This window comes from Pseudomonas sp. 210_17 TE3656, from assembly GCF_054821965.1.
Genome location: NZ_JBTRBC010000001.1, coordinates 2968510 through 2993721, shown reverse-complemented (window position 1 = coordinate 2993721; position 25212 = coordinate 2968510). Strand labels below are relative to the sequence as shown.

Annotated in this window: 22 protein-coding genes and 1 tRNA gene; 11 read left to right on the top strand and 12 right to left on the bottom strand. The window is 60.7% G+C overall.

The annotated features are described in order from the left end of the window. Positions 1-21: 21 nt before the first annotated feature. A tRNA-Thr gene (locus ACVI9W_RS13985) sits at positions 22-97 on the top strand. 70 nt (positions 98-167) lie between these two features. Here the strand turns inward: ACVI9W_RS13985 and ACVI9W_RS13980 are convergent. The 3 genes from ACVI9W_RS13980 to rfaD all read right to left on the bottom strand — a co-directional run bounded on the left by ACVI9W_RS13980 (position 168) and on the right by rfaD (position 1965). Then, on the bottom strand, positions 168-575 hold the full coding sequence (locus ACVI9W_RS13980; protein WP_461530315.1) for a type II toxin-antitoxin system HicB family antitoxin: 408 nt from the start codon (positions 573-575) through the stop codon (positions 168-170). A 26-nt stretch (positions 576-601) separates the two neighbouring features. After that, on the bottom strand, positions 602-781 hold the full coding sequence (locus ACVI9W_RS13975) for a type II toxin-antitoxin system HicA family toxin (protein WP_157190834.1): 180 nt from the start codon (positions 779-781) through the stop codon (positions 602-604). 176 nt (positions 782-957) lie between these two features. Then, positions 958-1965, bottom strand: a complete 1008-nt coding sequence (gene rfaD / locus ACVI9W_RS13970) for an ADP-glyceromanno-heptose 6-epimerase (protein ID WP_461530314.1) — start codon at positions 1963-1965, stop codon at positions 958-960. 174 nt (positions 1966-2139) lie between these two features. Between rfaD and ACVI9W_RS13965 the strand changes: the two genes are divergently transcribed. Further along, entirely contained in the window at positions 2140-3288 is a 1149-nt protein-coding gene (locus tag ACVI9W_RS13965) for a lysozyme inhibitor LprI family protein (RefSeq protein WP_461530313.1), read from the top strand. Between the two features lie 4 nt (positions 3289-3292). On the opposite strand, the gene ACVI9W_RS13960 is transcribed toward ACVI9W_RS13965, so the two are convergent. Then, positions 3293-4483, bottom strand: coding sequence for an MFS transporter (locus ACVI9W_RS13960; protein ID WP_461530312.1), 1191 nt, complete (start codon positions 4481-4483; stop codon positions 3293-3295). A gap of 222 nt (positions 4484-4705) precedes the next feature. Here ACVI9W_RS13960 and ACVI9W_RS13955 point away from each other — a divergent pair, with 222 nt between their 5' ends. Beyond that, complete coding sequence (locus ACVI9W_RS13955) at positions 4706-6370, top strand: FMN-binding glutamate synthase family protein (RefSeq protein WP_461530311.1); 1665 nt, start codon at positions 4706-4708, stop codon at positions 6368-6370. 29 nt (positions 6371-6399) lie between these two features. Here ACVI9W_RS13955 and ACVI9W_RS13950 read toward each other — a convergent pair whose 3' ends face one another. Next, the gene (locus ACVI9W_RS13950; protein ID WP_461530310.1) at positions 6400-7692 is read right to left on the bottom strand and encodes an OprD family porin; all 1293 of its coding nucleotides are present in this window, start codon (positions 7690-7692) and stop codon (positions 6400-6402) included. A gap of 386 nt (positions 7693-8078) precedes the next feature. On the opposite strand from ACVI9W_RS13950, the gene ACVI9W_RS13945 reads away from it, so the two are divergent. Then, positions 8079-10181, top strand: coding sequence for a TonB-dependent receptor (locus tag ACVI9W_RS13945; protein WP_461530309.1), 2103 nt, complete (start codon positions 8079-8081; stop codon positions 10179-10181). A 94-nt stretch (positions 10182-10275) separates the two neighbouring features. Here ACVI9W_RS13945 and ACVI9W_RS13940 read toward each other — a convergent pair whose 3' ends face one another. The 5 genes from ACVI9W_RS13940 to ACVI9W_RS13920 all read right to left on the bottom strand — a co-directional run bounded on the left by ACVI9W_RS13940 (position 10276) and on the right by ACVI9W_RS13920 (position 16521). Beyond that, positions 10276-10860: a hypothetical protein gene (locus ACVI9W_RS13940; RefSeq protein ID WP_461530308.1), complete on the bottom strand. Its 585-nt coding sequence runs from the start codon at positions 10858-10860 to the stop codon at positions 10276-10278. Positions 10861-11001: 141 nt separating this feature from the next. Next, positions 11002-11202 (bottom strand): hypothetical protein, encoded by a 201-nt coding sequence (locus ACVI9W_RS13935; RefSeq protein WP_422415500.1) that lies wholly within the window; start codon positions 11200-11202, stop codon positions 11002-11004. 182 nt (positions 11203-11384) lie between these two features. Further along, a complete protein-coding gene (gene aguA, locus ACVI9W_RS13930) occupies positions 11385-12491 on the bottom strand; it encodes an agmatine deiminase (RefSeq protein WP_461530307.1) in 1107 nt (368 codons plus the stop codon). Between the two features lie 60 nt (positions 12492-12551). After that, positions 12552-13430 carry an N-carbamoylputrescine amidase gene (gene aguB / locus ACVI9W_RS13925; protein WP_461530306.1) on the bottom strand — a complete coding sequence of 293 codons (879 nt, stop codon included), beginning with the start codon at positions 13428-13430 and terminating at the stop codon, positions 12552-12554. 184 nt (positions 13431-13614) lie between these two features. Then, positions 13615-16521, bottom strand: coding sequence for an aminotransferase (locus ACVI9W_RS13920; protein ID WP_461530305.1), 2907 nt, complete (start codon positions 16519-16521; stop codon positions 13615-13617). Between the two features lie 190 nt (positions 16522-16711). Between ACVI9W_RS13920 and rfbB the strand changes: the two genes are divergently transcribed. The 7 genes from rfbB to ACVI9W_RS13885 are packed head-to-tail and all read left to right on the top strand — an operon-like array spanning position 16712 to position 23791. Then, positions 16712-17794 (top strand): dTDP-glucose 4,6-dehydratase, encoded by a 1083-nt coding sequence (gene rfbB / locus ACVI9W_RS13915; protein WP_461530304.1) that lies wholly within the window; start codon positions 16712-16714, stop codon positions 17792-17794. Beyond that, positions 17791-18663, top strand: a complete 873-nt coding sequence (rfbA, locus tag ACVI9W_RS13910) for a glucose-1-phosphate thymidylyltransferase RfbA (protein ID WP_461530303.1) — start codon at positions 17791-17793, stop codon at positions 18661-18663. The genes rfbB and rfbA overlap by 4 nt, the downstream gene beginning before the upstream one ends. Next, the gene (gene rfbC / locus ACVI9W_RS13905; RefSeq protein WP_461530302.1) at positions 18663-19208 is read left to right on the top strand and encodes a dTDP-4-dehydrorhamnose 3,5-epimerase; all 546 of its coding nucleotides are present in this window, start codon (positions 18663-18665) and stop codon (positions 19206-19208) included. The genes rfbA and rfbC overlap by 1 nt, the downstream gene beginning before the upstream one ends. Continuing rightward, complete coding sequence (rfbD, locus tag ACVI9W_RS13900) at positions 19205-20080, top strand: dTDP-4-dehydrorhamnose reductase (RefSeq protein WP_461530301.1); 876 nt, start codon at positions 19205-19207, stop codon at positions 20078-20080. Before rfbC ends, rfbD begins: the two co-directional genes overlap by 4 nt. A gap of 35 nt (positions 20081-20115) precedes the next feature. Beyond that, positions 20116-21930, top strand: coding sequence for a sensor histidine kinase (locus ACVI9W_RS13895; protein WP_461530300.1), 1815 nt, complete (start codon positions 20116-20118; stop codon positions 21928-21930). After that, positions 21927-23339 carry a sigma-54-dependent transcriptional regulator gene (locus ACVI9W_RS13890; RefSeq protein WP_038605669.1) on the top strand — a complete coding sequence of 471 codons (1413 nt, stop codon included), beginning with the start codon at positions 21927-21929 and terminating at the stop codon, positions 23337-23339. Before ACVI9W_RS13895 ends, ACVI9W_RS13890 begins: the two co-directional genes overlap by 4 nt. Next, entirely contained in the window at positions 23336-23791 is a 456-nt protein-coding gene (locus tag ACVI9W_RS13885; RefSeq protein WP_038605666.1) for a YiiD C-terminal domain-containing protein, read from the top strand. Before ACVI9W_RS13890 ends, ACVI9W_RS13885 begins: the two co-directional genes overlap by 4 nt. Here the strand turns inward: ACVI9W_RS13885 and cysQ are convergent. Both cysQ and nudE read right to left on the bottom strand, forming a co-directional pair. Then, positions 23780-24607, bottom strand: a complete 828-nt coding sequence (gene cysQ, locus ACVI9W_RS13880) for a 3'(2'),5'-bisphosphate nucleotidase CysQ (RefSeq protein WP_038605663.1) — start codon at positions 24605-24607, stop codon at positions 23780-23782. The two genes, ACVI9W_RS13885 and cysQ, sit on opposite strands and share 12 nt — an antisense overlap. Next, positions 24604-25170: an ADP compounds hydrolase NudE gene (gene nudE, locus ACVI9W_RS13875; RefSeq protein ID WP_038605661.1), complete on the bottom strand. Its 567-nt coding sequence runs from the start codon at positions 25168-25170 to the stop codon at positions 24604-24606. Before nudE ends, cysQ begins: the two co-directional genes overlap by 4 nt. Positions 25171-25212 lie beyond the last annotated feature (42 nt).

Sequence of the window (25212 nt, the reverse complement as noted above, 5' to 3'; positions counted from 1 at the left end):
TCGCTATAATGACGCCCCTGTGCCGGTATAGCTCAGATGGTAGAGCAACTGACTTGTAATCAGTAGGTCCCGGGTTCGATTCCTGGTGCCGGCACCATACGCAGTAAAAAAGAGGCTCACCGAAAGGTGGGCCTTTTTTGTTTGTAGCTTTTCCTGCTCAGACCTGATCAGGAACTCTGCAGAACCTTCAACGCAGCCTCTGCCAAAAAACCTGATCGGCTCTTCTGCTCAGGATGGCTTTTCACATAAGCATCGATACGGCTGAGCAAATAAGCCGGTAACGTGATGTTCAGCTTTTCAGCCTTGCCCAGATACTTGGTGATATCGATATCAATCACCGCCCAAGTGCATCCTGCAAACGCTGGATTGGTCGCGTGGGTGGTCACCTTGCTGGCTTTGGGAATCATCTGCCCGTCCTGGGCAAGCATCTCAAGGTGACCTTCGATGGCTTCGCGCGCCATTGCCATGGCATCGTCAAGATCATCCCCCGCAGAGAAGCAGCCCGGAATGTCTGGAACCTCAACTCCCCAAGCGTGCTGCTCATCACCGGGAAGAATCGCAATAGGAAAAAGCATCTTGAGATCCTCTTCAGCTCTACACATCAGAGCTGGGCTTGTTTCAGTATGCTGCTCGCCGTCCTGGCCAGGAGATCCTTCTTCGGGTGAGGGATCGTCACCAGGCCAGGCTTTACCGGATGCTTGAAATGGTGATGGCTGCCTCTGATTCTCACCAGATACCAGCCGTCAGCTTCAATTTGAGCAATGAGTTGTCGGCTATTCATAGTCGTCCCTGACCAGCCGATTGGTAGTTATTATAACCACCAGCCGACATTCATCAACACTGTACCCACCGACACCCAGACGAGCTAATTCGCTAGAGCCAGTGACAGCGCAATATGACAAAGGCCGTGACGCCCTCTCGCTGCGAAGTGCTGCAGCATTTTGCGATGTGGAGGTCCTACATCGGCGGCGGACTTTCGAGCCCCAGCAACCAGTCACAGTAACGCGCCACACCCTGCCCAACCGTCAGCGTCGGCGCCTGGTAGCCCACAGCGCGCAAACGCTCAAGATCGGCGCAGGTATAGCACTGGTACTTGCCACGCAGATGCTCGGGAAATTCGCTGTACTCCAGAATGCCTTCAAGCAAGGCCATCTCCAGTGACAACGGCGGCTGATCCTGCTGTTCACGCAGACGGTTGATCACCGCCAGGGCAACGTCGTTGAACGGCTGGGCACGACCGCTGCCGACATTGAAAATGCCGCTGAGCTGCGGGCGTTCAAGGAAGAACAGATTGACCTTGACCACATCCTCCACCGAGACGAAATCACGCAGGTGCCCACCACTTGGGTAATCACCGTAGCTGCCGAACAGGCTGACCTTGCCATGGGCCTGGTACTGGTTGAAGCAGTGCAAGGCCACCGATGCCATCGCGCCTTTGTGCTGTTCATGCGGGCCGTAGACGTTGAAGTAACGCAGGCCGACGATCTGGCTACGCGCGGCTGGCAATTGCCTGCGCACACGCTGGTCGAAGAGAAACTTGGAGTAGCCGTAAACGTTCAGTGGCCGCTCACTTTCGCGCTGTTCGCGAAAGTCCCGCCCGGCGCCATACACCGCCGCCGACGAGGCATACAGCAACGGCACTTGCAGCCCTTGGGCAGCTTCGAGCAGGTCGCGGCTGAAGCGGTAGTTGTTGTCCATCATGAAGCGCCCGTCGCCTTCGACGGTGCTGGAGCAGGCGCCCTGGTGCAGCACGGCGCGGACTCTGCCGAACTGGCCGCGGGCAAAGCGCTCAAGGAAGTCGTCCTTGTCGAGGTAGTCAGCAATTTCGCTGTCGGCCAGGTTGCGAAACTTGTCGCCGTCAGTCAGATCGTCAACAGCGATGATCTCGGTTTCGCCGCGCTGGTTGAGGGCCTGTACCAGATTGCTACCGATAAACCCGGCGGCGCCGGTCACGATAATCGTCATGCCATTTCCCCTTCAAGGGTGGAGAGCCGACAGTCTAGGCAAGGGCTTTGTACAAAAATTAACCAGGATCAATAAAAATGTGGATAGCCGTGACGCTCGTCAGGCCGCGATTTTGCCGTGACTGTAGACTCTGCCTTATCATCCCCCACCCGCTTCTGTGCACATGGATGTCTGATGAAAGCCTTTACGCGCCTGCTGCCCGCCCTGATCGTCGCTTGTCTGACCAGCCCTGCTGCCTTTGCCGCCAGTTTCGACTGCAGTAAAGCCCGAACGCTGGTGGAAACTGCCATCTGCACCACACCCTCACTGTCGGCCAAGGATGATCTGCTCAATGAGCACTATCGTCCGCTGCAACACCTGAAGATTTTCCGTGAGCTGGAAAGGCAATGGCTGCGTGAGGTACGCAATCGCTGCGCGGCGGTCCCGTGCATTGAGGAGGCTTACGATCAACAGATTTCACGGCTCACACCGGTGCCGGCCAACCCTCAAGCCGAGACACCTGCGCTAAAGCCTGCACAGGACCAGCAACCCTACCTGCAGATCGAGGATGCAGCCTGGCAACGCTTTGCCTTGGCCACCTTCCCGCAGGTCAAGGGCGTCGACTATGCCCAGGTGGTTGACGTGGCAACCCTGGACGGTGTGCTCAACGTGGTGATTTTTGTTGGCGAGCACCTGGACCAGACTATCCGCAGCCCTGGCAATAGCTATGAGCGCCGCTACTTCGGCTCGTTGTATGAGTACTCCGACGCCCGCCCAGGCCTTCATCCGATTGTCCGTGACATTCGTTTCAGTGGCTGGAACAAGATCGGCGCCAATGATCAGGGCGAGCGCTTTGCCGGCATCATCGACGGGGTGTTCTACTACCGTCATCGCGTGAAGGGCGAAGCCGAGCAAAGCATGGCCTATACCTTGGGTTCCAAGGCCGAGCCACAACCTTCAACGCAGCTGTTTTCCGCTGAATCCGGGAGCAAACGCTTTTCCAAGGCGCGGATCGCCAATGACCTGAACGTCGAAAACTACCACCTGCGGCTGTACTACCCCTACGAGTACGACTCGAACGCTTACGACCAGGTGATGGACAAGAATGATAAGGGCTGGAGCCTGGTTAATCCGGTGTGGAACGAAACCCGGCCGGTGCTGTACTTCGACAACAGCGGCGACTTTGCCTGTGTCTGGCGTGTTGATCTACAGAACAAGACACTTGAAAAGATCGTCCCCGAGCATGAAGCGATTTCGGCTGTTCCGGTGGATGTTCTGGGCCACGAAGCCGTGGTGTACCTCGAAGGCGACAAGCTGATGTTCGCTATCGCCCCCGGGCAGTAATGGCTCAGCCTGGCACCGACAGTGCCAGCGCGCGTCGGCGTCCGTACAGACGGCCGACGCTGATCGCCCAGTTGAGTAGAGCCACAACCAGCAAGCTGACCATCATCGCCTCGGTACCCTTGCTGACAATCAAGTGGCCCGCCAGCCAGGGAAAGCCGAACACCCCGAGAAAGTACGCCAGGCTGAACAACAGCAAGGCCTGTGGGGTGTGCCCGGGCGGTGCCTGGTTCGCAGCGAGGCCGTTGATCACTGAATAATTCAGGCCATAACCGACGCCCAGCAAAGCCGCTGCCAGCAAGTAACCCAGGTTGCCCTCTACGCCCCAGCCCAAGGCCAGTACCGCCAGGACGATAAAGCCCGACAGCAGGCACGACGCCCGATAGGCATCGCGTTTGACCACCCAGCCGGCGATCAGCAACCGGCAACTGATCGCCGCGCTCATGAAGCCAACGAAGAACAACGAGTAGTCCAGGCCACGCCCCGCTGCATAGGAAGTCTGGAAGCTGCCCAGGCCACCGAAGATCGCACCGCCCAGGCCGACCATGAGAATCGGCCAGCGCGCCTTTGAACCCAGTACCTCGTTACAGGCGCGGCGACTGATGCTGACCGGGCTCGAAGCCGGACGTGGCAGTCGCGCCAGATGGTTGAAAATCAGCAAGCCGCACAGCGCGGCCAGGGCTGCGGTGTAGAACGCAGTCTGTACCGGCAGATCGAAAACGCTGGCCAGCTTGCCGACCAGCGGCCCGGAACCGATCCCGCTCATCATGCTGCCCGAGAGCAGGGCAAAGCTGTGCGTGCGCCGCTGGGCATCGACCCGCTCACTGACCAGGATTGGCCCCAGGGTGTAAAACGCTCCCCAACCAAGGCCGAGGATCAGGCCACACACCATCAACCCGCTGCCTGTGCCAGGCACCAGGGCAAAACCCAGGCACGCCGTCACCAAGCACAGTGCACAGAGCGCGATGGCCCGCGCCGAACCCAGGCGATCGGCCAGGTGACCACTGCCCAGCACGGCGACTACCGTACTGAGCATGGCCAGCGAAATGATCTGCCCGGCGTCCTGTTCGTTACCGCCACGACTGCTGACCAACAGCGACAGCAAAAACGTCGAACCGTAGGACAACGACAGCAGATAGCTGGCCAGGCACAGCAGGCCAAAGCCCTGTGCCGTGGGTGCTGCGCGGGTAGCGGGCATGGTGTGGCTTCACTTGGCAAATACTGGAAATGCCTTTTAGCACGGGTGCTGCAAGCGGCAGTTATGCAAGTGCCGGAGTCAGGTTCAGTAGGCAGCGAACTAACCCGCCGAGGCCAGCCTTGCAAGCACGCCGGGGATAAAAGTCTTTTACTGATTTCACGGGTTTTCCGCCCGGGCGCTTGCCCTATCCTTGGCAGGATCTCTCATATCAGTGGAAGATTCATGAAAGCTTCGCTTCCCAGCCGCTACGCCTGTCTGGCCGGCTGCCTGCTCTTCACCTGCATCAGCCTGCCCTTTCTTGCGAGTCATGCCTGGCTCTGGCCCTTCACCCTGATCTGCGCCCTGCTCAGCCTGGTTGGCCTGAACGACCTGCGCCAAAGCCACCATGCGGTACGGCGCAACTATCCGATTCTGGGCAACATCCGTTACCTGATCGAAACCATCCGCCCGGAAATTCGCCAGTACCTGCTTGAGGGCGATGACGACAAGCTGCCGTTCTCGCGCGCCCAGCGCTCGCTGGTCTACGCCCGGGCCAAGAATGAAAGCGCCGAGAAAGCCTTCGGTACGCTCAACGATGTGTACCGACCCGGCTTCGAGTTCATCAGCCATTCGATGCTGCCAGCGGAAACCCCGGATCCCGCCTCGTTCCGTATCGCAATCGGTGGTCCGCAGTGTCGCCAACCCTATTCCGCCTCGATCTTCAATATCTCGGCCATGAGCTTCGGCGCCCTCAGCGCCAACGCCATTGCCGCGCTCAATCAAGGGGCCAAGCGCGGCCGCTTCGCCCATGACACCGGGGAAGGCAGTATCAGCCCGTATCACCGTGAGCACGGCGGTGACCTGATCTGGGAAATCGGCAGCGGCTATTTTGGTTGCCGCACCGCCGCTGGCCGTTTCGACCCCGAACGTTTTGCCGAGCAGGCCCGCGACCCGCAGGTGAAAATGATCGAAATCAAGCTGAGTCAGGGTGCCAAGCCTGGACATGGCGGGATACTGCCCGGGCATAAGGTCAGCAGCGAGATCGCCGCTACCCGCGGGGTGGAGGTCGGCGAGGACTGCATCTCACCGGCAGCGCACAGTGCCTTTCGCACGCCGGTCGAGCTGTTGCAGTTCATTGCGCAATTGCGCGAGTTGTCTGGCGGTAAACCGGTGGGCTTCAAGTTCTGCCTGGGCCACCCCTGGGAATTCATGGGCATCGCCAAGGCCATGCTGGTGACCGGCATTGTTCCGGACTTCATCGTCGTCGACGGCAAGGAGGGCGGTACCGGCGCCGCACCGCGTGAGTTCAGCGACAACATCGGCGTACCGATGCGCGAAGGGCTGATGTTCGTACACAACACGCTGGTGGGGCTGAACCTGCGCGACAAGGTGCGCATTGGTGCGGGCGGCAAGATTGTCAGTGCCTTCGATATCGCCAGCGTACTGGCCATCGGTGCGGACTGGGTCAATTCGGCGCGTGGTTTCATGTTCGCCATTGGCTGCATCCAGTCGCAGAGCTGTCACACCAACAAATGTCCCACAGGGGTGGCGACCCAGGACCCGCTGCGACAACGCGCACTGGTGGTGCCGGACAAGGCCGAGCGCGTCTACAGTTTTCACCGCAACACCCTGCATGCCCTGGCCGAGATGCTCGCCGCCGCAGGTCTTGAGCATCCGTCACAGCTCAAGCCTAAACACCTGGTCCGGCGCATCAGCGCCAGCGAAATCCGCCTGTTTTCCCAGCTGCATGTGTTCCTCAAGCCCGGTGAGTTGCTCAGCGGCTCGATCGACAGTGAATTCTATGCACGGATGTGGCGGATGGCTCGTAGCGACAGTTTCGAGCCAGAGACGGGTGAGGCGCCGGCAATCAAGCCGGTGCTACGCCACAAAGAAACAACCCCGGCCTAGGCCGGGGTTGCTGGAGACGCAAACAGCAATCAGAGGATGCTGATCGGGTACTCGATGAACACGCGGACTTCGTTACCGTCGTCGTTGAGTTCGGCCTGACGCATGCTGGTGTCGGTACGCAGGAACGAGCTACGCAGTTTGACGGACAGGTCCTTGGCCGGGCCTTCCTGAACTACGTATTTGAACTGGTTGAAGATCTCGCGCTCTTCACCTTCGCCGAAGCCACGGGTGTTGATGTGGTCACCACGCACGTAGGCCACTTTGTAGGTCAGGCCCGGTACGCCGAAGGCGCCGAAGTCCAGACCATAGGCCAGCTGCCAGGAACGCTCGTCTTCGTTGTTGAAGTCAGACCAGTAGGAGTTGGCCAGGTAGATGGTCGAACCACCATCACCCACGCCACCGGCGTTCTGGTAGAAGCCGTAGTTGTAGCCGGTGTTACCGGTGCTGCGCTGGTGCGCGATGGTCACCGAGTGCGCGCCGAAACCGTAAGTTGCCGCCAGGCTCCAGATGGTGTTGTCACGACGGTCGTCAGTGGCGAACTCGCGATCCAGTTTGGTCTTGTAGCCGTTGAAGTCCAGGGTCAGGGACTGGTCAGACGCGAGCGGGTGAACGTAGTTGACGCCCAGGTACTGCTTCTTCAGCACGTCTTCGACGTCGGAGCCGTACAGGGAGGCCGACAGGTTCTCGGTGAACTTGTAGCTACCGCCAAATACGTTGATCGACTTCAGGCCACCGCTGTCACGGCCTTCAGCACTTTTACGCGCTTCCTGGGTGAAACGGCCGGCGTTCAGTTCCAGGCCCTGGATTTCCTTGGAGGTGATCAGGGTACCGGTGTAGCTCTCTGGCAGCAGGCGGCCGTCGTCGTATTGCAGTACCGGCAGTTCCGGCATCTGGTCGCCGTACTTCAGTACAGTGTTGGAGACGCGGAATTTGACCGCGGCGCCACCACGGGCCAGGTTGTGCGGGGAATTTTGCGGGTTGCTTGGCGAGTCGCCATCTGCTGGTTTGAAGAAGTCGATACCGGCGCCGCCGTTGTGACCCTTACCACCGTCCAGACGCACAGCGTACAGACCGAAAGCATCCACACCGACACCGACGGTGCCCTGGGTGAAGCCGGAGGAGAATTTACCGATGAAGGCCTGACCCCATTCGCGCTGATCCTGGGTGTCGTGCTTCTTGTCGCGGTTGATGAAAGCGTTGCGCAGCAAAAGGCTGGCGCTGCTGTCTTCGATGAAGCCCTTTGAAGAGGCCTGGTCATTGGCCGAAGCCTGAGTCGCCGCCATAAGCCCCAGCGCGATCAGGCTGATCCTGGTTTTCAACATTTTATTTTCCTTATTACGTAGTCAAATACGCTCTGTGGCCTACGCCAAAAACCACGCCCCCTGCGTGGGTTGACGCTCGCGGGTCAAAAAATAAAAGCCCGCCTGCGAGTGATCGCAGCGGGCCTTTTATTCTGGACTCTTGGCCTATGGGCCTACAGGCGTTGACCGAATCCTATCCGTGTGCGGATCAGCATGTCAAAAATTCGTGAACTTGGATTGATAATTGAGTCAAATCGCCGCAGACAGGCACCACCGCAACAATTTGAAATACAAAACAGTAAGAGCAAATGAGAAACGATTAACACAAGTAAATAGCAAGCATTATCATCCGCGCAAAATTTCACTCCCCTTTTCGTCTGCTACCCAACCCCCTTCGGATGTCCTTGATGCCTGCCCCTTGCCGCCTGTCACCCTTGACCCTGGGTGTGTCCCTGTTTCTGAGTTCCGGATTGGCGCTGGCCGCCACAACCACCCTGCCTGAAGTTTCGGTGACCGCCGAAAGCGATCGTGATCGCGATGATCCACGGGTCAAGGAAGTCAGTACCGCTACCCGTACCTCCACCCCGGCCCGCTACGTTCCCCAGGCTATCGACTCGGTGAAAACCAGCAACGTCCTGGACTACGGCACCAGCGATCTGGGCAAGGCGCTAAGCGGCATCCCCAACGTCAGCAACGGTGCCGACACCCGCTTCGACAGCGTGCGCATCCGCGGCTTCGATGCCAGCAACGATTTCTACCTGGATGGTATCCGCGACGATAGCCAGTACGTGCGCGACCTGCATAACATCGAGCGCATCGAAGTGCTCAAGGGCCCGGCTGCGGTGCTTTACGGACGCGGCAGCCAAGGCGGGATCGTCAACCGCGTGAGCAAGATGCCGGAAGCCGGCCGGCGCTCGACCATCGAAGCGCAAGGCGGCAGCGAAGACCTGCGCAGCCTGTACGCCGACCTCAGTGCCGATCCGTCGGAAAACATCAGCCTGCGCCTGAACATGGGTAACCAGGACAACAACAGCTTCCGCGACGGTATCGACGGCAGCCGCCAGCTGTTCGCCCCGTCCATGAGCTGGCAGCTGACCCCGGACCTCAACTGGTTGGTGCAATACGAATACAGCCGCTACAACCGTACCCCTGATCGTGGCATCCCCAGTGTCAATGGCCGCCCGGCCGATGTCGGTCGCGACACCACCTACGGCGACACTCAGCGCGATTTCATCGACGACAAGGCGCAATCGCTGCGCTCGCGCCTGAACTACCAGCTCAATGAAAACTGGCAGGTGCGCCACACCCTGGGCCTGTTCAAGCTCAATAGCGACTTCGACAATACCTACCAGACCGGCTACAACGCCAAGACCAATCAGGTCACCCGGCAACGCTGGCAGCAAGACCTCAACACTCGCAACCTGTTCAACAACCTCGAGCTGGAAGGCGACTTCGACACCTTCGGCCTGCAGCACACCTTGCTGACCGGCATTGAGTTCGGCAACCAGCGCCGCGATCCAATGCTCTACAACGCCGCCACCAAGGGGCCCGGTGCCAGCCCGGTGCCAAGCGTGGACCTGGACAACCCCAACCGCCATCTGCAGCACAACGGCACAATGGCGCTATCGAGCAACAACCACACCGTGGTCGATAGCCGTGGCCTGTACATCCAGGATCAATTACGCCTGAACGATCAGTGGCAGGTGCTGGCCGGTGTGCGCTTCGACCAGTTCGAAGTGGAGACCACCAACAAGATCAAGGGCATTTCCGAGAAGCAGGACAGCAACAGCACCAGCCCACGCCTGGGTGTGGTCTATTCACCGTGGAAAGAGCACTCCTTCTATGCCTCCTGGAGCAAGACCTTCTCGCCGGTAGGCGGTGGCTTGATCGGTATCACCCCGGGTGCGGCCGGCAACAGCAACGAAACCAGCCCGGAAGAGACTCGCCAGAAGGAGATCGGGGTCAAGAGCGACTGGCTCGACGAGCGCCTGAGCACCACCCTGGCGATCTACGAACTTGAGCTCTACAACCGTCGCACCAGCGATCCGAACAACCCGAGCATCACCCTGCTTACCGGCATGCAACGCTCGCGCGGCGTGGAGCTGACGGCTACCGGCAACATCGTCGGCAATTGGTATGTGCGCGGTGGTATCGGTATTCAGGATGCAACCATTGTCGAGGACAACAATGGTTTTGAAGGCAACCGTGTCAGTGACGTCGCCAAACGCAACGGCAGTCTGTTCGTCACCTGGAAGCCGGAAATGGGCTGGTACGGTGAAACCGGCCTGACCCTGGTCGGCGAACGCTACGCCGACAACCAGAACACCGCCGTACTGCCAGGCTACGGCCGCTGGGACGCCCTGGCGGGCTTCCGCAGTAAGGACTGGGACCTGCGCGCGGCGCTGAACAACATCGCCGACAAGACCTACTACAGCTCGGCCACCAGCGCCGCGCAGATCCAGTTCGGTGATCCACGCAGTCTGGTGGTTACCGGTACCTATAGTTTCTGATTTTTCCCGACCGGGAAGGGCGGCAAACATTCGGTTTGCCGCTCTTGCTCTCTATACCCAAGCGCAAGCAACGCCATAGCAGGCGGTTGCGCCTTCAGACTTCATCAGGATTATCCAGGTAAGGTGCATGGGTCTGAACGATTTTGAGGCGCAGGTGGAGCGGTTCACCGCCATCAGCGGCAATGTAGCTACAGCGCTTTGACTGCCAGCTTTTCGAACTTCGATATTTAAAGAGATCTTCCCGCAGGCAAAGCGGTTCGCCTGTGTCCAGTGAGACCAGCCTGGTGATTACCTCATCCCCTTCTCCGATCACTACCCCATGCCTGCCTTCTTCACCAACGACAGGCTCGAAGCGGAACCTGGATCGGCTTTGCGCTTTCGTGCTGAAAGCACCAAAGTAGCCGGCGCCATAACCGATGTAGCTACCGAAAAAATGTTCGCTTCTCGTGTAAATCACATAACCGGCGTCGGTCGACCGGAAATACCATTGCAATGGCTGTACAGGTCTGTCTTCACTTATATGGCCGAGAAAATGGGGAGCAAAAGAGGGAGTAAAGGCCCACGTGTCCCTGGTAAATGGATCTACAAGACTTTCCGCATGCAACTGCCGGAAATGTCCAAGCGTCCCGATCTCCGACGAGACGGTAGCTATGAAAGATTTTTCTCGATGAGTGGCCATAGAACTACTTCCTTGTGTCAATGAAGGCAGAATCGCCTGCCGCTTCATTCTGCAAGAACGCGCCTGACCGACAGCTGTACTTAACTAGCACCCGAAAAAAAGCCCGATTCAGAAATCGGGCTTGTTCTTGGCAGATACCACTCAGCCGTGCCAGACACCCAGCAGCGCTTCAAGCTCTGCGTCGGTGATCAGCCCCGTCGGGTAACGGGCCAGCAACGAGCGGCGCTGATCGGACTTCCTGCCGCGGATTGCTCCATTGTCTTTCAACCACTGGGCTACCCGCTGAAGGGCCTCGTGATTCACTGCTGATGAGGGCGAAGCCGGCTCACTTACTGCATTCATTTCGACACATACTCCCTGGGCCGTGAGCGGCAAACTACTCAAACTTTGTGACAGAACGACGCTGCCCTATCCGCTTGAAATACAATGCAAAACAAATACAAGAGATGTGCCAGCGCGCCTCGCCGATCGTCGCCCGCCCATAAAAAAACCCGTCCGAAGACGGGTTTTTTTATGGCTTGGATTCAGCCCTTGAACGGTGCCGGTTGCTGCTGGGTCAGGCAGTGGATGTTGCCGCCCCCCAAAAGCATCTCGCGGCCCGGGATCATGACCACTTCATGCTCCGGGAACACCCGCGCCAGAATCGCTCTAGCCTCGGCATCTGCCGGGTCGTCGAAGCTCGGCGCAATGATGCCGCCGTTGACGATCAGGAAGTTGACGTAGGACCCGGCCAGGCGAACCGACGGGTTACGCTCCTGGCTACCGGCCACCGGATCGACACCCGCACACTCGTCTTCAGTGGCGAACAGCGGTCCCGGGATCGGCATTTTGTGCACAGTAAACGTGCGTCCTTTGGCATCACGGCTGTTCTGCAGCACTTCGAGTGCGGCATGGCAACGCGCGTAGTTGGGGTCTTGCGGATCATCTGTCCAGGCCAGTAACACTTCACCCGGGCGCACGTAACAACAGAAGTTGTCGACGTGACCATCGGTCTCGTCGTTGTACAGGCCATCGGGCAGCCAGATGATGGTGTCCACCGCCAGGTGATCACGCAGCACCGCTTCGATCTGCTCACGATTGAGGTGCGGGTTGCGGTTGTGGTTGAGCAGGCATTCTTCGGTGGTGATCAGGGTGCCTTCACCATCGACGTGAATCGAGCCGCCCTCAAGCACGAAGCCTTCGGTGTGGTAGCGCTGGCAGCGTTCCATCTCGAGGACTTTACTGGCCACTTGCTCGTCACGGTTCCAGGGCGAGTACAGCCCGCCTTCGAAGCCGCCCCAGGCATTGAAGCCCCAGTCAACGCCGCGCACTTCGCCGCTGTTGTTGATGACAAAAGTCGGCCCGGTGTCACGCACCCAGGCGTCGTCGTTGCTGATTTCCACTACACGGATGTTCGGCCCGTCCAGACGGGCACGGGCATTGTCGTACTGGGCGGCAGAAACGGCCACGGTCACCGGCTCGAAACGGGCGATGGCCTGGGCCAGCGTCACGTGTGCGGCCTGTACCGGTTTGCCGCCCAGGCGCCAGTTGTCCGGACGCTCGGGCCAGACCATCCATACCTGGGTTTGCGGCGCCCATTCGGCTGGCATGTAGAAGCCGTCGGCGCGTGGGGTGCTGGTCAGGGTCTTCATGAGTAAACCTTTGCAGTGTCCGACGCAGGCATCGAGGCCTGCGTCGAGGTCATTGAATGATCAGGATTCCAGCGCGCCATCGAGGGTCTTGACCGGGCCGTACAGGTTTGGACGGCGGTCACGGAACGTGCCCCAGGCGCTGCGGATGTGCTCCAGTTTGTCGAGGTCGAAAGTATGCACCAGCACGCCCTCTTCGGTCTCGTTGAGCTCCTGCACTTTCTCACCAAACTGGTTGGCGATGAACGACGAGCCGTAGAAGGTGATGTCGTAGCCGTCCTGTTCTTCGGTGCCGATACGGTTGCTGGCGATCAGCGGCATCAGGTTGGCACCGGCGTGGCCCTGCTGCACACGCTGCCAGTGGTCACGCGAGGAAATGGTCTTGTCATGCGGCTCGCTGCCGATGGCGGTCGGGTAGAACAGCACTTCGGCGCCGAGCAACGCCATGCTGCGCGCGCACTCTGGGAACCACTGGTCCCAGCAGATGCCGACGCCGATCTTGGCGTAGCGGGTCTGCCAGACCTTGAAGCCGGTGTCGCCCGGGTTGAAGTAATACTTTTCGTGGTAGCCAGGACCATCCGGGATGTGGGTCTTGCGGTATACACCGAGGTTGCTGCCGTCGGCATCGATGATCGCGATGCTGTTGAAACGCGCGCGCCCGGCCAGTTCAAAGAAACTGATCGGCAGCACAACCTGCAGCTCTTTGGCCAATGCCTGGAAATGCTCGATAGCGGCGTTGGTTTCAACCGGGGTAGCCAGCTGCAGGTAGTCCGGGTTCGGCTTCTGGCAGAAGTACGGGGTTTCGAACAGTTCCTGGATCAGGATGATCTGCGCGCCCTTGGCCGCGGCTTCGCGGACCAGCTTTTCGGCGGTGGCCAGGTTGTCCTGACGATCCCAGGAGCACGCCATCTGGGTGGCGGCGACGGTAACGGTGCGGCTCATGAAAACCTCCTCGAAGGATGACTGGGCCGGCTGACCGTGCAGACGACCGATGACAGATTGCTGGGTGATGGTCGACTTTATATCCGATAAATATCGACTTTAAAAGCCGACAACCAAAATATTCAGGCGCAAAAAAGCCGGTTAAGTCGATAACAATCGACTTAACCGGCTGTCAGCCCACGGGCTAGAGCTCTTCTGACAGGACCCTGTCGATACTGTCGACGAAGAAGTCCACGCTTTCACGGGTCGTGCACATCGGCGGCTTGATCTTGAGGATGTTCAGGTAGTCGCCGGTAGGCTGCATGAAGATCCCCAGGTCGCGCAGGCGGTTGCACAGGGTGGTGGTTTCTGCGCTGGCCGGCTCCAGGGTGCTGTGGTCGCGTATCAGCTCCAGGCCCAGGTAGAAGCCCGAGCCATGCACTGCACCGGCAAGCGGATGTTTATCGACCAATGCCTGCAGGCGCGCCTTGAAATACCTGCCAACGTCGCGGGCGTTGTCCCACAAGCCCTCTTCCTTCATGACATCGAGTACGGCGATGCCGATCCGGCAACTGACCGGGCTGCCGCCAGCAGAGGAGAAGAAGTAACCCTCGGCCTCCAGCGCTTCGGCCATCTCCCGACGGGTGATCACCGCCCCCAAGGGCTGGCCGTTGCCCATGCCCTTGGCCATGGTGATGATGTCCGGCACCACACCTTGCTGCTCGAAGCCCCAGAAATACTCGCCCAGCCGCCCGTAGCCGACCTGTACTTCGTCGGCGATGCATACACCACCCGCGGCCCGGACTTTGGCATACGCCTGCTGCAGGTAACCCGTTGGCAGGGAGATGCCGCCGGCGTTGCCGTACACCGGCTCACAGATGAATCCGGCCAATTGACGCTGCTCGGCAGCCAAAGCCTGCAGCTTGGCATCGACATCGCGCAAATACTCGGCGCTGCTGTCTTCGCCGCGATAGGCGCCGCGGTAAGTGTTCGGTGCAATGACCGGATGCACCCAGTCAGGCCGGGTGCTCAGGGCTTGAGGGTTGTCGGCAATCGAGGTGGAAATCGCATCGGTGGCCACCGACCAGCCATGATAGGCCTCCAGTACGCTGAGCATGTCGCGGCCACCGCTGTAGGCCCACGCCAGGCGGATTGCCAGGTCGTTGGCCTCAGTACCGCTGTTGACCAGGAACACCCGGTCCATGGAGTCAGGCGCCAGCTCCAGCAACCGCTCGGAAAACTCGGCGATGGCCGCGTAATGGAAGCGTGAGTTGGTGTTGACCAGCGACCACTGCCGTGCCGATTCGCTGGCCATGCGTGGATGACCGTGGCCGAGTACCGCGACATTGTTGAGCATGTCCAGGTACGAGCGCCCCTGCATGTCGATCAGGTAGTTGCGCCAGCCGCGTTCGATGTGCGGCGGCTGCTCGTAATAGTGCTTCTGCGAGCGGGCAAAGCTGGCGTCGCGGCGCTCCAGCAATTGTTGCGCATCGACCAGCGGCTCGGCCTCACAGGTGAACCCCAGCAATGCTTGCGGCGACGGACACAGTGCCTGCCAGGCGGCAGCTCGCGACGGCACAACGAAAGACGGCGGATACAGATCCGCGACCCGGCACAGCTGGATCCGCAAGACTCCGTCGGTCTGCCCCAGGCGCTGCCCTGGGTTCAATTGCGTCCCCGAGTCAGGCGCATCCTCCAGTCCGCGCAACCACAAGCTGCACTGCTCGCCTTTGAGGCAGCCCTGCCCCTCTGCCGTTTGCACCCAGACCCCCGCCCAAGGCGCTTGCACCTCGGTAGTCGCCGCCACCTGCAGCTCGACGTGCAACGCAAAAGTACGCGGCTCTTGCGGGTTGTCGATATGGGTGTGCGACAGACGATACTGACCGTAGAGCGAACAGGCTGCACCTTGTGTTCCGGCCTGTTCGCGCAACAGCTGCTGGTCGATACCGGGCTGTTCCCAGTTGCCGGCCTGGAAGTGACTGCTCAATACACCCAGGTCCACGGGGGTAACGGTGCTGGCCTGCAAGCCAGGTAGCAGCAGGCTGGCCTGCAGCGGCAATGCGGGCAGATCGAAACCGGCAACCTGCACAATCGCCGCTTCCATCAGTTCGAACGGTACGCTGGTGGCGACGTCAAAGATTTCCCATTCGTGACTGAGGTTGTCACGAATGTAGCCGTTGCCCGGATCGACGCTCAACTGCTGCTCACTGCTGAGCACCAGCACCGCAGCGCGTGCGACGATCAGCGGCCAAAGGGCTTTGAGCTCGGCTTCGGTCAGTGGATTGAGCGCATGGTAGGCCTGGACGGCAGGCAGGATGCGCAGCGGATCGCCCTCGGCATGATGGAGCAAGGCCGCGCAGGTTACCGACAGGTCGGCGATTCGCCAGGTGTGCAGCAGATCACCGAAATCGATGACCCCTTGCAACTGCCATTGCCGCTGCTCGTCACGTTGCCAGACAGCGTTGTCATCGGTGATGTCCAGATGCACGGCCTGCATCGGCAATTGTTCGATCAATGGTTGCAAGCACTGCTCGGCCTTGGCGGTGGCGGCTAGCAACTGCGCCTTGCGCGGCCCGTCGGAGAGTACTGGCGACAGATGAGCGATAAGGGCCGGGGCATGGCGTGGGTCCCATTGCAGCGTGCGCTCAAGTCCTGGATGGGTGAATCCGGCCAGCGCCTGGTCGATGCGCGCGCACAGCCTGCCCAACTCAGCGACCAATTGCGGGGCCATGTACTTCAGGCGGGTCAACGACTGCCCTTCGATGTAGTCGAGCAGGCGTACACGCAGGGGCTGGCCGTCCAGGTCCAGCGCCAGCAGTTGCTCTCCCGAACCTGCAGCTATCACGGCGGGCACCGGTAAACCACGTTCGAGCAAGTAGCTCAGAGCGGCATGCTGGGCTTCCAGTTCAGCAACGGTATAATCGCCGTGACAGATTTTCAGCACATAGCGCCCCTGGGCGCTATCGACACGAAAGTTCAGGTCTTGCTGACTACCTAAAGGCTGCAAAGAACCACTGAGCCCATAGTGCTCCTGCAATACCCGTAGCGCCTGCTGCTCGCTGACGTCGGGACAAGGCTGGCTGGAGCGGTGGAGCAGGGTACTGAGCGGCATGGTGAGACCTCATTTTTTTGTTGCTTATATCGCCACCGCTTCTGCCGATAAGCAAGTACGGCGAGGAAAAAGCGATGAACAACGAGGTGTACCGCAGTACCCTGCCGTGGCGGCGTAACTGCCTTGCACCGGTTTGCCCGCAAGCTAGGCTTGAGCAGATCATCATAAGATTCATCAAAGGTCACTGGATATGCGCATACTCATAACCGGCGGAGCCGGTTTTATTGGCTCGGCGCTGGTGCGTCACCTGATCAACAATACCGAGCACGAGGTCCTCAACCTCGACAAGCTGACCTATGCCGGCAATCTGGAATCGCTCACCAGCATCGCGACCAATACCCGCTATGAATTCGTCCGCGCCGATATTGCTGATCAGGCAACCGTCAGCGCGGTGCTTGAGCGATTCAAGCCCCATGCAATCATGCATCTGGCGGCAGAGTCGCACGTCGACCGCTCGATCGATGGGCCGTCAGACTTCATTCAAACCAACATCGTCGGCACCTACAGCCTGCTGGAAGCGACCCGCGCCTACTGGCTGACACTGCCAGCGCAGGAGCGTGCAGCGTTCCGTTTCCATCACATTTCCACCGACGAAGTGTATGGCGACCTGCATGGCGTCGATGACCTGTTCACCGAAACCACGCCATATGCGCCAAGCTCGCCCTATTCTGCGAGCAAGGCGGCATCCGACCATCTGGTCCGCGCCTGGCAGCGCACCTATGGCCTGCCGGTACTGATCACCAACTGCTCGAACAATTACGGGCCGTTCCATTTCCCGGAAAAACTGATTCCGCTGGTGATTCTCAATGCGCTGGCCGGCAAGCCCCTGCCTGTTTATGGCAACGGCCTGCAGGTACGCGACTGGTTGTTCGTCGAAGATCATGCCCGTGCCTTGTTCAAGGTGGTTACCGAGGGCAAGGTCGGTGAGACCTATAACATCGGTGGGCACAACGAACAGAAGAACATCGATGTGGTCCGGGGCATCTGCGCCTTGCTCGAAGAGCTCGCGCCACAGCGTCCGGCAGACGTTGCCAACTATGCCGACCTGATTACTTACGTTCAGGATCGCCCTGGCCACGACCAGCGTTACGCCATCGACGCCAGCAAGATCGAGCGCGAATTGGGCTGGGTCCCGGAAGAGACATTCGAAACCGGCCTGCGCAAGACTGTGCAGTGGTACCTGGACAACCTGGAATGGTGCCAGCGGGTTCAAGATGGTAGTTATCAAGGCCAACGCCTGGGCGCCAGCGACTTCAAGGATCTTATTGCATGACCAAAGGTATCGTTCTGGCCGGAGGCTCCGGCACCCGCCTGCACCCCATCACCCTGGGTGTTTCCAAGCAACTGCTGCCGATCTACGACAAGCCGATGATCTACTACCCGATCTCGGTGCTGATGCTCGCCGGTATTCGGGAAATCCTGCTGATTTCCACCCCGTACGACCTGCCCCAATACAAACAGCTGCTGGGCGACGGCAGCCAGTTCGGTATCGAACTGAGCTACGCCGAACAGCCTTCTCCGGATGGGCTGGCCCAGGCTTTCTTGATCGGTGAAGAATTCATTGGCGACGATTCGGTCTGCCTGATCCTGGGCGACAACATCTTCCACGGCCAGGGCTTCAGCGAACAACTGTTGCGTGCCATCAAGCAGCCGTCTGGTGCCACGGTGTTCGGCTATCTGGTCAAGGATCCGGAACGCTTCGGTGTTGTCGACTTCGACCAACACGGCCGCGCGCTGTCGATCGAAGAGAAGCCCGCCAGGCCCAAGTCACCCTATGCGGTGACCGGTCTGTACTTCTACGACAACGATGTGGTGGAAATAGCCAAGAACGTCAAACCGTCGCCCCGCGGCGAGCTGGAAATCACTGACGTCAACAACGCCTACCTGCAACGCGGCGATCTGCGTGTGGAGCGTTTCGGTCGCGGCTTTGCCTGGCTCGATACCGGTACCCACGACAGCCTGCTGGAAGCCTCGCAGTACGTGCAGACCATCGAACATCGGCAGGGCTTGAAGGTTGCCTGCCTTGAAGAGATCGCATACCAGCAAGGCTGGATCGATCGCTCGCATTTGCTGGAACGTGCCAAGGCATTCGGCAAGACCGGCTACGGACAATACCTCTATGCCTTGGCTGAAGAACATTAATGAACGTAATTACTACTGATCTGCCGGGTGTACTGATCCTCGAGCCGAAAGTATTCGGCGATGACCGCGGTTTCTTCTACGAGAGTTTCAACGCCGAGGCGTTCAAAGAAAAAACCGGCGTTTGCACAACCTTTGTCCAGGACAACCACTCCAAGTCGCAGAAAGGCGTACTTCGTGGGCTGCACTATCAACTGGAAAATACCCAGGGCAAGCTGGTTCGCGTGACCCACGGTGAAGTGCTGGATGTCGCTGTCGATGTCCGCCGCAGTTCCCCGCACTTCGGGCAGTGGGTCGGGGTAAGGCTGTCTGCCGACAATCGCCGCCAGCTTTGGATACCGGAAGGTTTCGCTCACGGTTTCGTCGTGTTGAGCGACAGCGCCGAATTTCTCTACAAAACCACCGACTACTACAACCCGGCCGCTGAACGTTGCATTCGTTGGGATGATCCAGACCTGGCCATCGACTGGCAACTGACTGAAGCACCGCAGTTGTCCGCCAAGGACCAAGCCGGTAAATCGCTGAAAGAGCTGGACCTGCTCCCATGACTGCACGCCGACTGAATATCCTGATCAGCGGCCATCACGGCCAGGTATCCCGGGAGCTGCAACAGCACCTGGGCGCCCTTGGCCAGTTGCACGTCCTGGGTCGTAACCAGCTCGACCTGGCCCACCCCGACGGCATCCGCGAGCGGGTGCAGGCGCTCAAGCCTGACCTGATCATCAATGCTGCCGCTCATACGGCAGTGGATCAAGCCGAGAGCGAGCCGGAATTGGCGTTTGCAATCAATGCCAAGGCACCAGGCATCTTCGCCGAAGAAGCCGCGAAGCTGGGAATCCCGCTGATTCACTATTCCACTGACTACGTGTTCGACGGCAGCAAGGACGGCCCTTACACCGAAGACGATGTGCCCAATCCGCTGGGCGTCTACGGGCGCAGCAAGCTGGCCGGTGAACAGGCCATTGCCGTGGTCGGTGGCGAGCACCTGATCCTGCGGACCAGTTGGGTGTATTCGCGCCATGGGCGTAACTTCCTGCTGACCATGCAGCGCCTGCTGCAGGAAAAGCCTGAACTACGCATCGTCGCTGACCAGATCGGCGCGCCGACCTGGGCCGGTACCATCGCGCTGAGCACCCGGGCTCTGATCGAACGCTGGCAGGCAGGCCAGGCTGGCGCGTGGGGCACCTACCACCTGACCGCTCAGGGTGAAACCTCCTGGTTTGGCTTTGCCCAGGCCATCGGCGAGCAACTCAAGGCCCAGGGGCTGCCGTGCGCCGAGCTGCTCCCGATCTCTTCAAGCGAGTACCCTACCCCGGCCCGTCGCCCGCTCAACTCGCGCCTCGATTGCAGCCGCCTGCAACGCGAGTGGCAGGTCAGCCAACCGCATTGGCAGCAAGCGCTGATCGACTGCCTGAAGTAGCGCATAATGCGCCAGATCATTCTGGCGCAGTTACCATGACCAAGATTCCACCTCTTCCCCGCCGCCCTCGATGGCGCAGTCTGGCGTTGCTGGCGGTATGCCTGGCGCCCTTGCTCTGGCCCTTGCAGCACCTGGCCAAACACTATTACCAAGGTGAACTGGCCGGCCAGAACCGCCAGACCCTGGACCTGTACGTCGCCAACCTGCTGGGCACCCTGCACCGCTATGAAACGCTGCCGCAGATCCTTGGCGACCTGCCCGCCCTGCGCGCAGTGCTGGCCGATCCACTGCGCCTGGAAACCCTGACCAACGCCAACCGTCTGCTCAAGGACATCGCCACCCAGACCGGCGCCGAAGTCATGTACCTGATGGACGCCCGGGGCAATACCCTGGCGGCATCCAACTGGGACAAGCACGACAGCTTCGTCGGTCGCAACTTCGCCTTCCGCCCGTACTACACCGAAGCGATTGCCGGACGCCTGGGGCGCTTCTTCGGTCAGGGCACGACCTCGGCCAAGCGCGGCTATTTCTTCGCCGCTGCCGTGCGCGATGGAGAGCAGATCATCGGCGCGCTGGTGGTCAAGGTCGATCTGGACCACACCGAAACCCTGTGGGGCAAAACGCCTGAGCAGTTGCTGCTGACCGACCATAACGGCGTGGTGATCCTCACTTCACGTCCGGACTGGCGCTTTCGTGCCACCCGGCCGCTGAGCGATGCCGAACGCGAAGCGATTGCCGCCATCCAACCCTATCCGACCCAGGCCCCGCAGCCACTGAACCTTGACCAGGCGGCCTGGTTGATCCAGACCCAGGCGATTGAGGAAACCGGCTGGCAGGTCAGCATCCTTGCCCCGCGAACCCTGATCGACCGCTCGGTGAACACCGTGGTCGCCATCGGCGCCGCCGCTCTGCTGGTACTGATGCTGTTGCTGGGCCTGATGATGCAACGCCGACGCCATTATATGGACCGTATCGACTTCGAGGCGCATGCCCGCCAGGAGCTGGAGAAGCGCGTGATTGAGCGCACCGCCGACCTCGAAGGGCTCAACAGCCGCCTGAAAGACGAGGTACTGGAGCGCGAGCAAGCCCAGCAGGAACTGGTGCGCGCCCAGGACGAGCTGGTCCAGGCCGGCAAACTGTCGGTGCTGGGAACCATGTCGGCAAGCATCAGCCACGAGCTCAACCAGCCCTTGGCGGCGATCCGCAGCTATGCCGAAAATGCCGAGATCCTGCTCGATCACCAGCGTACCGACGACGCCCGCAGCAACCTCAAACTGATCAGCGAACTGACCGGACGCATGGCTTCGATCATTGCCCACCTGCGCGCCTTCGCCCGCCGTGACAGGCATGCGCCGGAAAGCGTAGCGCTGCAGCCGGCGCTGGATGACGCCCTGGCCCTGCTGGCCAAGCGCCGCCGTGCCATGGCGGTGGAGCTGGTGCGCGACCTGCCGGACGCTACGCTGTGGGTCCAGGCCGGCGAAACCCGCCTGCGCCAGGTGCTGGGCAACCTGCTGGCCAACGCCCTCGATGCCCTGACCGAAAAAGCCAACCCGCGTAAACTCATACTCAGTGCCGAACAGCGCGACGGCAACGTCTACCTGTACATTCGCGACAACGGCCCGGGTTTTACCAGCGAAGCGCTGGCCCGTGCCCGCGAGCCGTTTTTCACCACCAAGACGCGTACCCAGGGGCTTGGCCTGGGCCTGGCGATCTGCGATACCTTGATGCGCGCGCTGGGCGGCGAGTTGCTGCTCGGCAACCACCCGGAAGGTGGCGCCTTGCTTACCCTGCAGCTGCGCGTCGCCAAGCCCGGCGCCAACCTGCAAACTTCGGAGGACCCATCGGCATGACGACCGAGCCGCTCATCGACAGCCGCGTACAGGTGATTCTGGTCGACGACGACCCGCACCTGCGCCAGGCCCTGAGCCAGACCCTGGATCTTGCCGGTCTCAACGTCCTGTCGCTGAGCGATGCGCAGAACCTGGCCGCACGCATTGAACAGGACTGGCCCGGCGTGCTGGTCAGCGATATCCGCATGCCTGGCATTGATGGTCTGCAGCTGTTGCAACAGGTGCACGCCCAGGACCCGGAACTGCCGGTGCTGCTGATTACCGGGCACGGTGATGTGCCGCTGGCGGTCCAGGCCATGCGTGCCGGCGCCTATGATTTTCTCGAAAAACCCTTCGCCAGCGACGCCCTGCTCGACAGCGTGCGCCGCGCCCTGGCCCTGCGCCGCCTGGTGCTGGACAACCGCAGCCTGCGCCTGGCCCTGAGCGACCGCCAGCAACTGAGTACCCGCCTGGTCGGTCACTCCACCCCCATGCTGCGCCTGCGCGAGCAGATCGGCGCTCTCGCCGGGACCCGCGCCGATGTGCTGATCCTCGGCGAGACCGGTGCCGGCAAGGAAGTGGTCGCCCGCGCCCTGCATGACCTGTCGAGCCGTCGCGACGGCCCGTTCGTGGCGATCAACGCCGGCGCCCTGGCCGAATCGGTGGTCGAAAGCGAACTGTTCGGCCACGAGCCGGGGGCATTCACCGGGGCGCAGAAACGCCGGATCGGCAAATTCGAGTTTGCCAATGGCGGCACGCTGTTCCTCGACGAAATCGAGAGCATGAGCCTGGACGTACAGGTCAAGCTGCTGCGTCTGCTGCAGGAGCGCGTGGTTGAACGTCTGGGCGGTAACCAGCAGATCCCGCTGGACATCCGCATCATCGCCGCCACCAAGGAAGACCTGCGTCAGGCCGCCGACCAGGGGCGTTTCCGCGCCGACCTGTACTACCGCCTGAACGTCGCACCGCTGCGCATTCCGCCGCTGCGTGAACGCGGCGATGACATTCTGGTGTTGTTCCAGCATTTCGCCGATGCCGCGAGCGAACGCCACGGTCTGCCAGCGAACAGCTTGCAGCCGGCACAGCGCGCGCTGTTGCTGCGTCACAACTGGCCAGGCAACGTACGTGAACTGCAGAATGCCGCCGAACGCTTCGCCCTCGGGCTGGAGCTGGCGCTGGACGGTGAGGCGCCTGCGCCGGCCCACGAACAACCGGTCACTGCCACCAGCGGCAACCTCAGCGACCAGGTCGAGCAATTCGAACGCTCGCTGATCGCCGCCGAACTGGCCCAGCCGCACAGCTCCATGCGCAGCCTTGCCGAAGCACTGGGTATTCCACGCAAGACCCTGCACGACAAACTGCGCAAACATGGCCTGAGCTTCGCCGACAGCAATACCAGCCCTGACGAAATGGAGGATAACCGCCCATGACCACGGACAGCCGCTACCTGGAATCTGTGCTGCACGGCGACATTCCGCTGACCCGCGAAATGGGCTTGCAGGTGCTCGACTGGCAGCACCAGCAACTGCGCCTGCAGTTGCCGCTGGCCGCCAATGTCAACCACAAGAGCACCATGTTCGGCGGCAGTCTGTACTGCGCTGCCGTGCTGGTCGGATGGGGCTGGTTGCACCTGCGCTTGCGTGAGGCGGGCATCGACGATGGTCATATCGTCATTCAGGAAGGACAGATCAGCTATCCGCTGCCGGTCACCGGCGCGGCCATCGCCGTGTGCGCAGCGCCGGAGGAGAAAGTCTGGGAACGCTTCGTTGCCACTTACCAGCGTCGCGGCCGGGCGCGCCTTAACCTGCACACCCGGGTCAGCAATGCGGGTAGCGATGAGGCCGCCGTGCTGTTCAGCGGCCAGTACGTGCTACATCGTTGAAGCCAGTTGCAGTAGCTTGCCGCGCCACGGTGCGGCGGCTGGCAAGGCGAGGAAGAAGGGGTTGAGCAGCGACTCGCGCGGCGGGTAGGCAAAGGCCTGGCCATCGAGGTCGAGTACTTCCCCACCAGCCCCCTCCAGCACACCTTGCGCGGCTGCAGTGTCCCACTGGGACGTCGGCGCCAGGCGCGGATAGCAATCGGCAGCCCCTTCAGCCAACAGACAGAACTTCAGCGAGCTGCCGATATTGGCAAGCTCAAGCTCACCGACCGCTGTACTCAAACCGGCCAGCAGGGCTTCCTGCGTTGGGCTGGTATGTCGACGGCTGGCGACCACGGTAAAGCGCTCCCCCGCAGGTGGGCTGGTGCGCACCTTAATGGCTTCAGCCACGCCCTCAGCTTTTTCAAGCCAGGCCCCCATGCCCTGGCCACCGTAGTAGCAACGGCCATTGGTAGGAATCGCCACCACGCCAAACACTACGCGGCCCTGCTCGATCAGGGCGATATTGACGGTGAACTCTTCCGTACCGGCGATGAACTCCTTGGTGCCGTCGAGCGGGTCGACCAGCCACCAGCGCTGCCACTGCTGACGCTCACTCAAGGGGATATTGCAGTCCTCCTCAGACAGCACCGGAATCGCCGGGGCCAACGTCTGCAGACCCTTGGCAATCACTTCATGGGCGGCCAGGTCAGCAGCAGTGACTGGCGAATCATCGGCTTTCGCCGTTACCGCGACGTCGGCGCGCCAGAACGGCAGGATGGCCTTGCCCGCCTCGCGTGCCAAGCCGACCACCTGTTGCATCAGTTGCTGGTCGTTCATGCGCTGAACACCCCACGTTGCGTCAGCAGGTCGCGCACCAGGTACAACGCTGCCAGTGCGCGACCTTCGGAAAACTGCGGGTGCTGGGCCAGCGCTGAAAGTTCACGCAGGTTGATCTTGTCGACGCGCATCGGCTCCGGTTCATCGCCCTCCAGGCGCTCTTCGTACAGGTCAGTGGCCAGTACCACCTGGATCTTCTGGCTCATGTAGCCCGGCGACAACGACAGTTCGGTCAGGTGCTCGAGCTGACGCGCACCAAAGCCCGCTTCTTCCTTGAGTTCACGGTCCGCCGCCGCCAACACATCCTCGCCTGGCTCGATCAGGCCCTTGGGCAAGGACAGCTCGTACTCGTCGGTACCGCCGCAATACTCCTCCACCAGCACCGCGTGCTCGGCATCGAGCATCGCCACAATCATCACCGCACCATAACCGTTGCCGCGCCCCACCAGACGCTCATACGTGCGCTCGTTACCATTGGCAAAACGCAATTGCACAGCTTCGACCCGAAACAGACGGCTGCTGGCGACAATTTCGCGGGAGAGGACGGTGGGTTTCTGGCGCATGGGGCGGCTCCTGGGCGTGAACGGGTTACTATACCGTGGCTT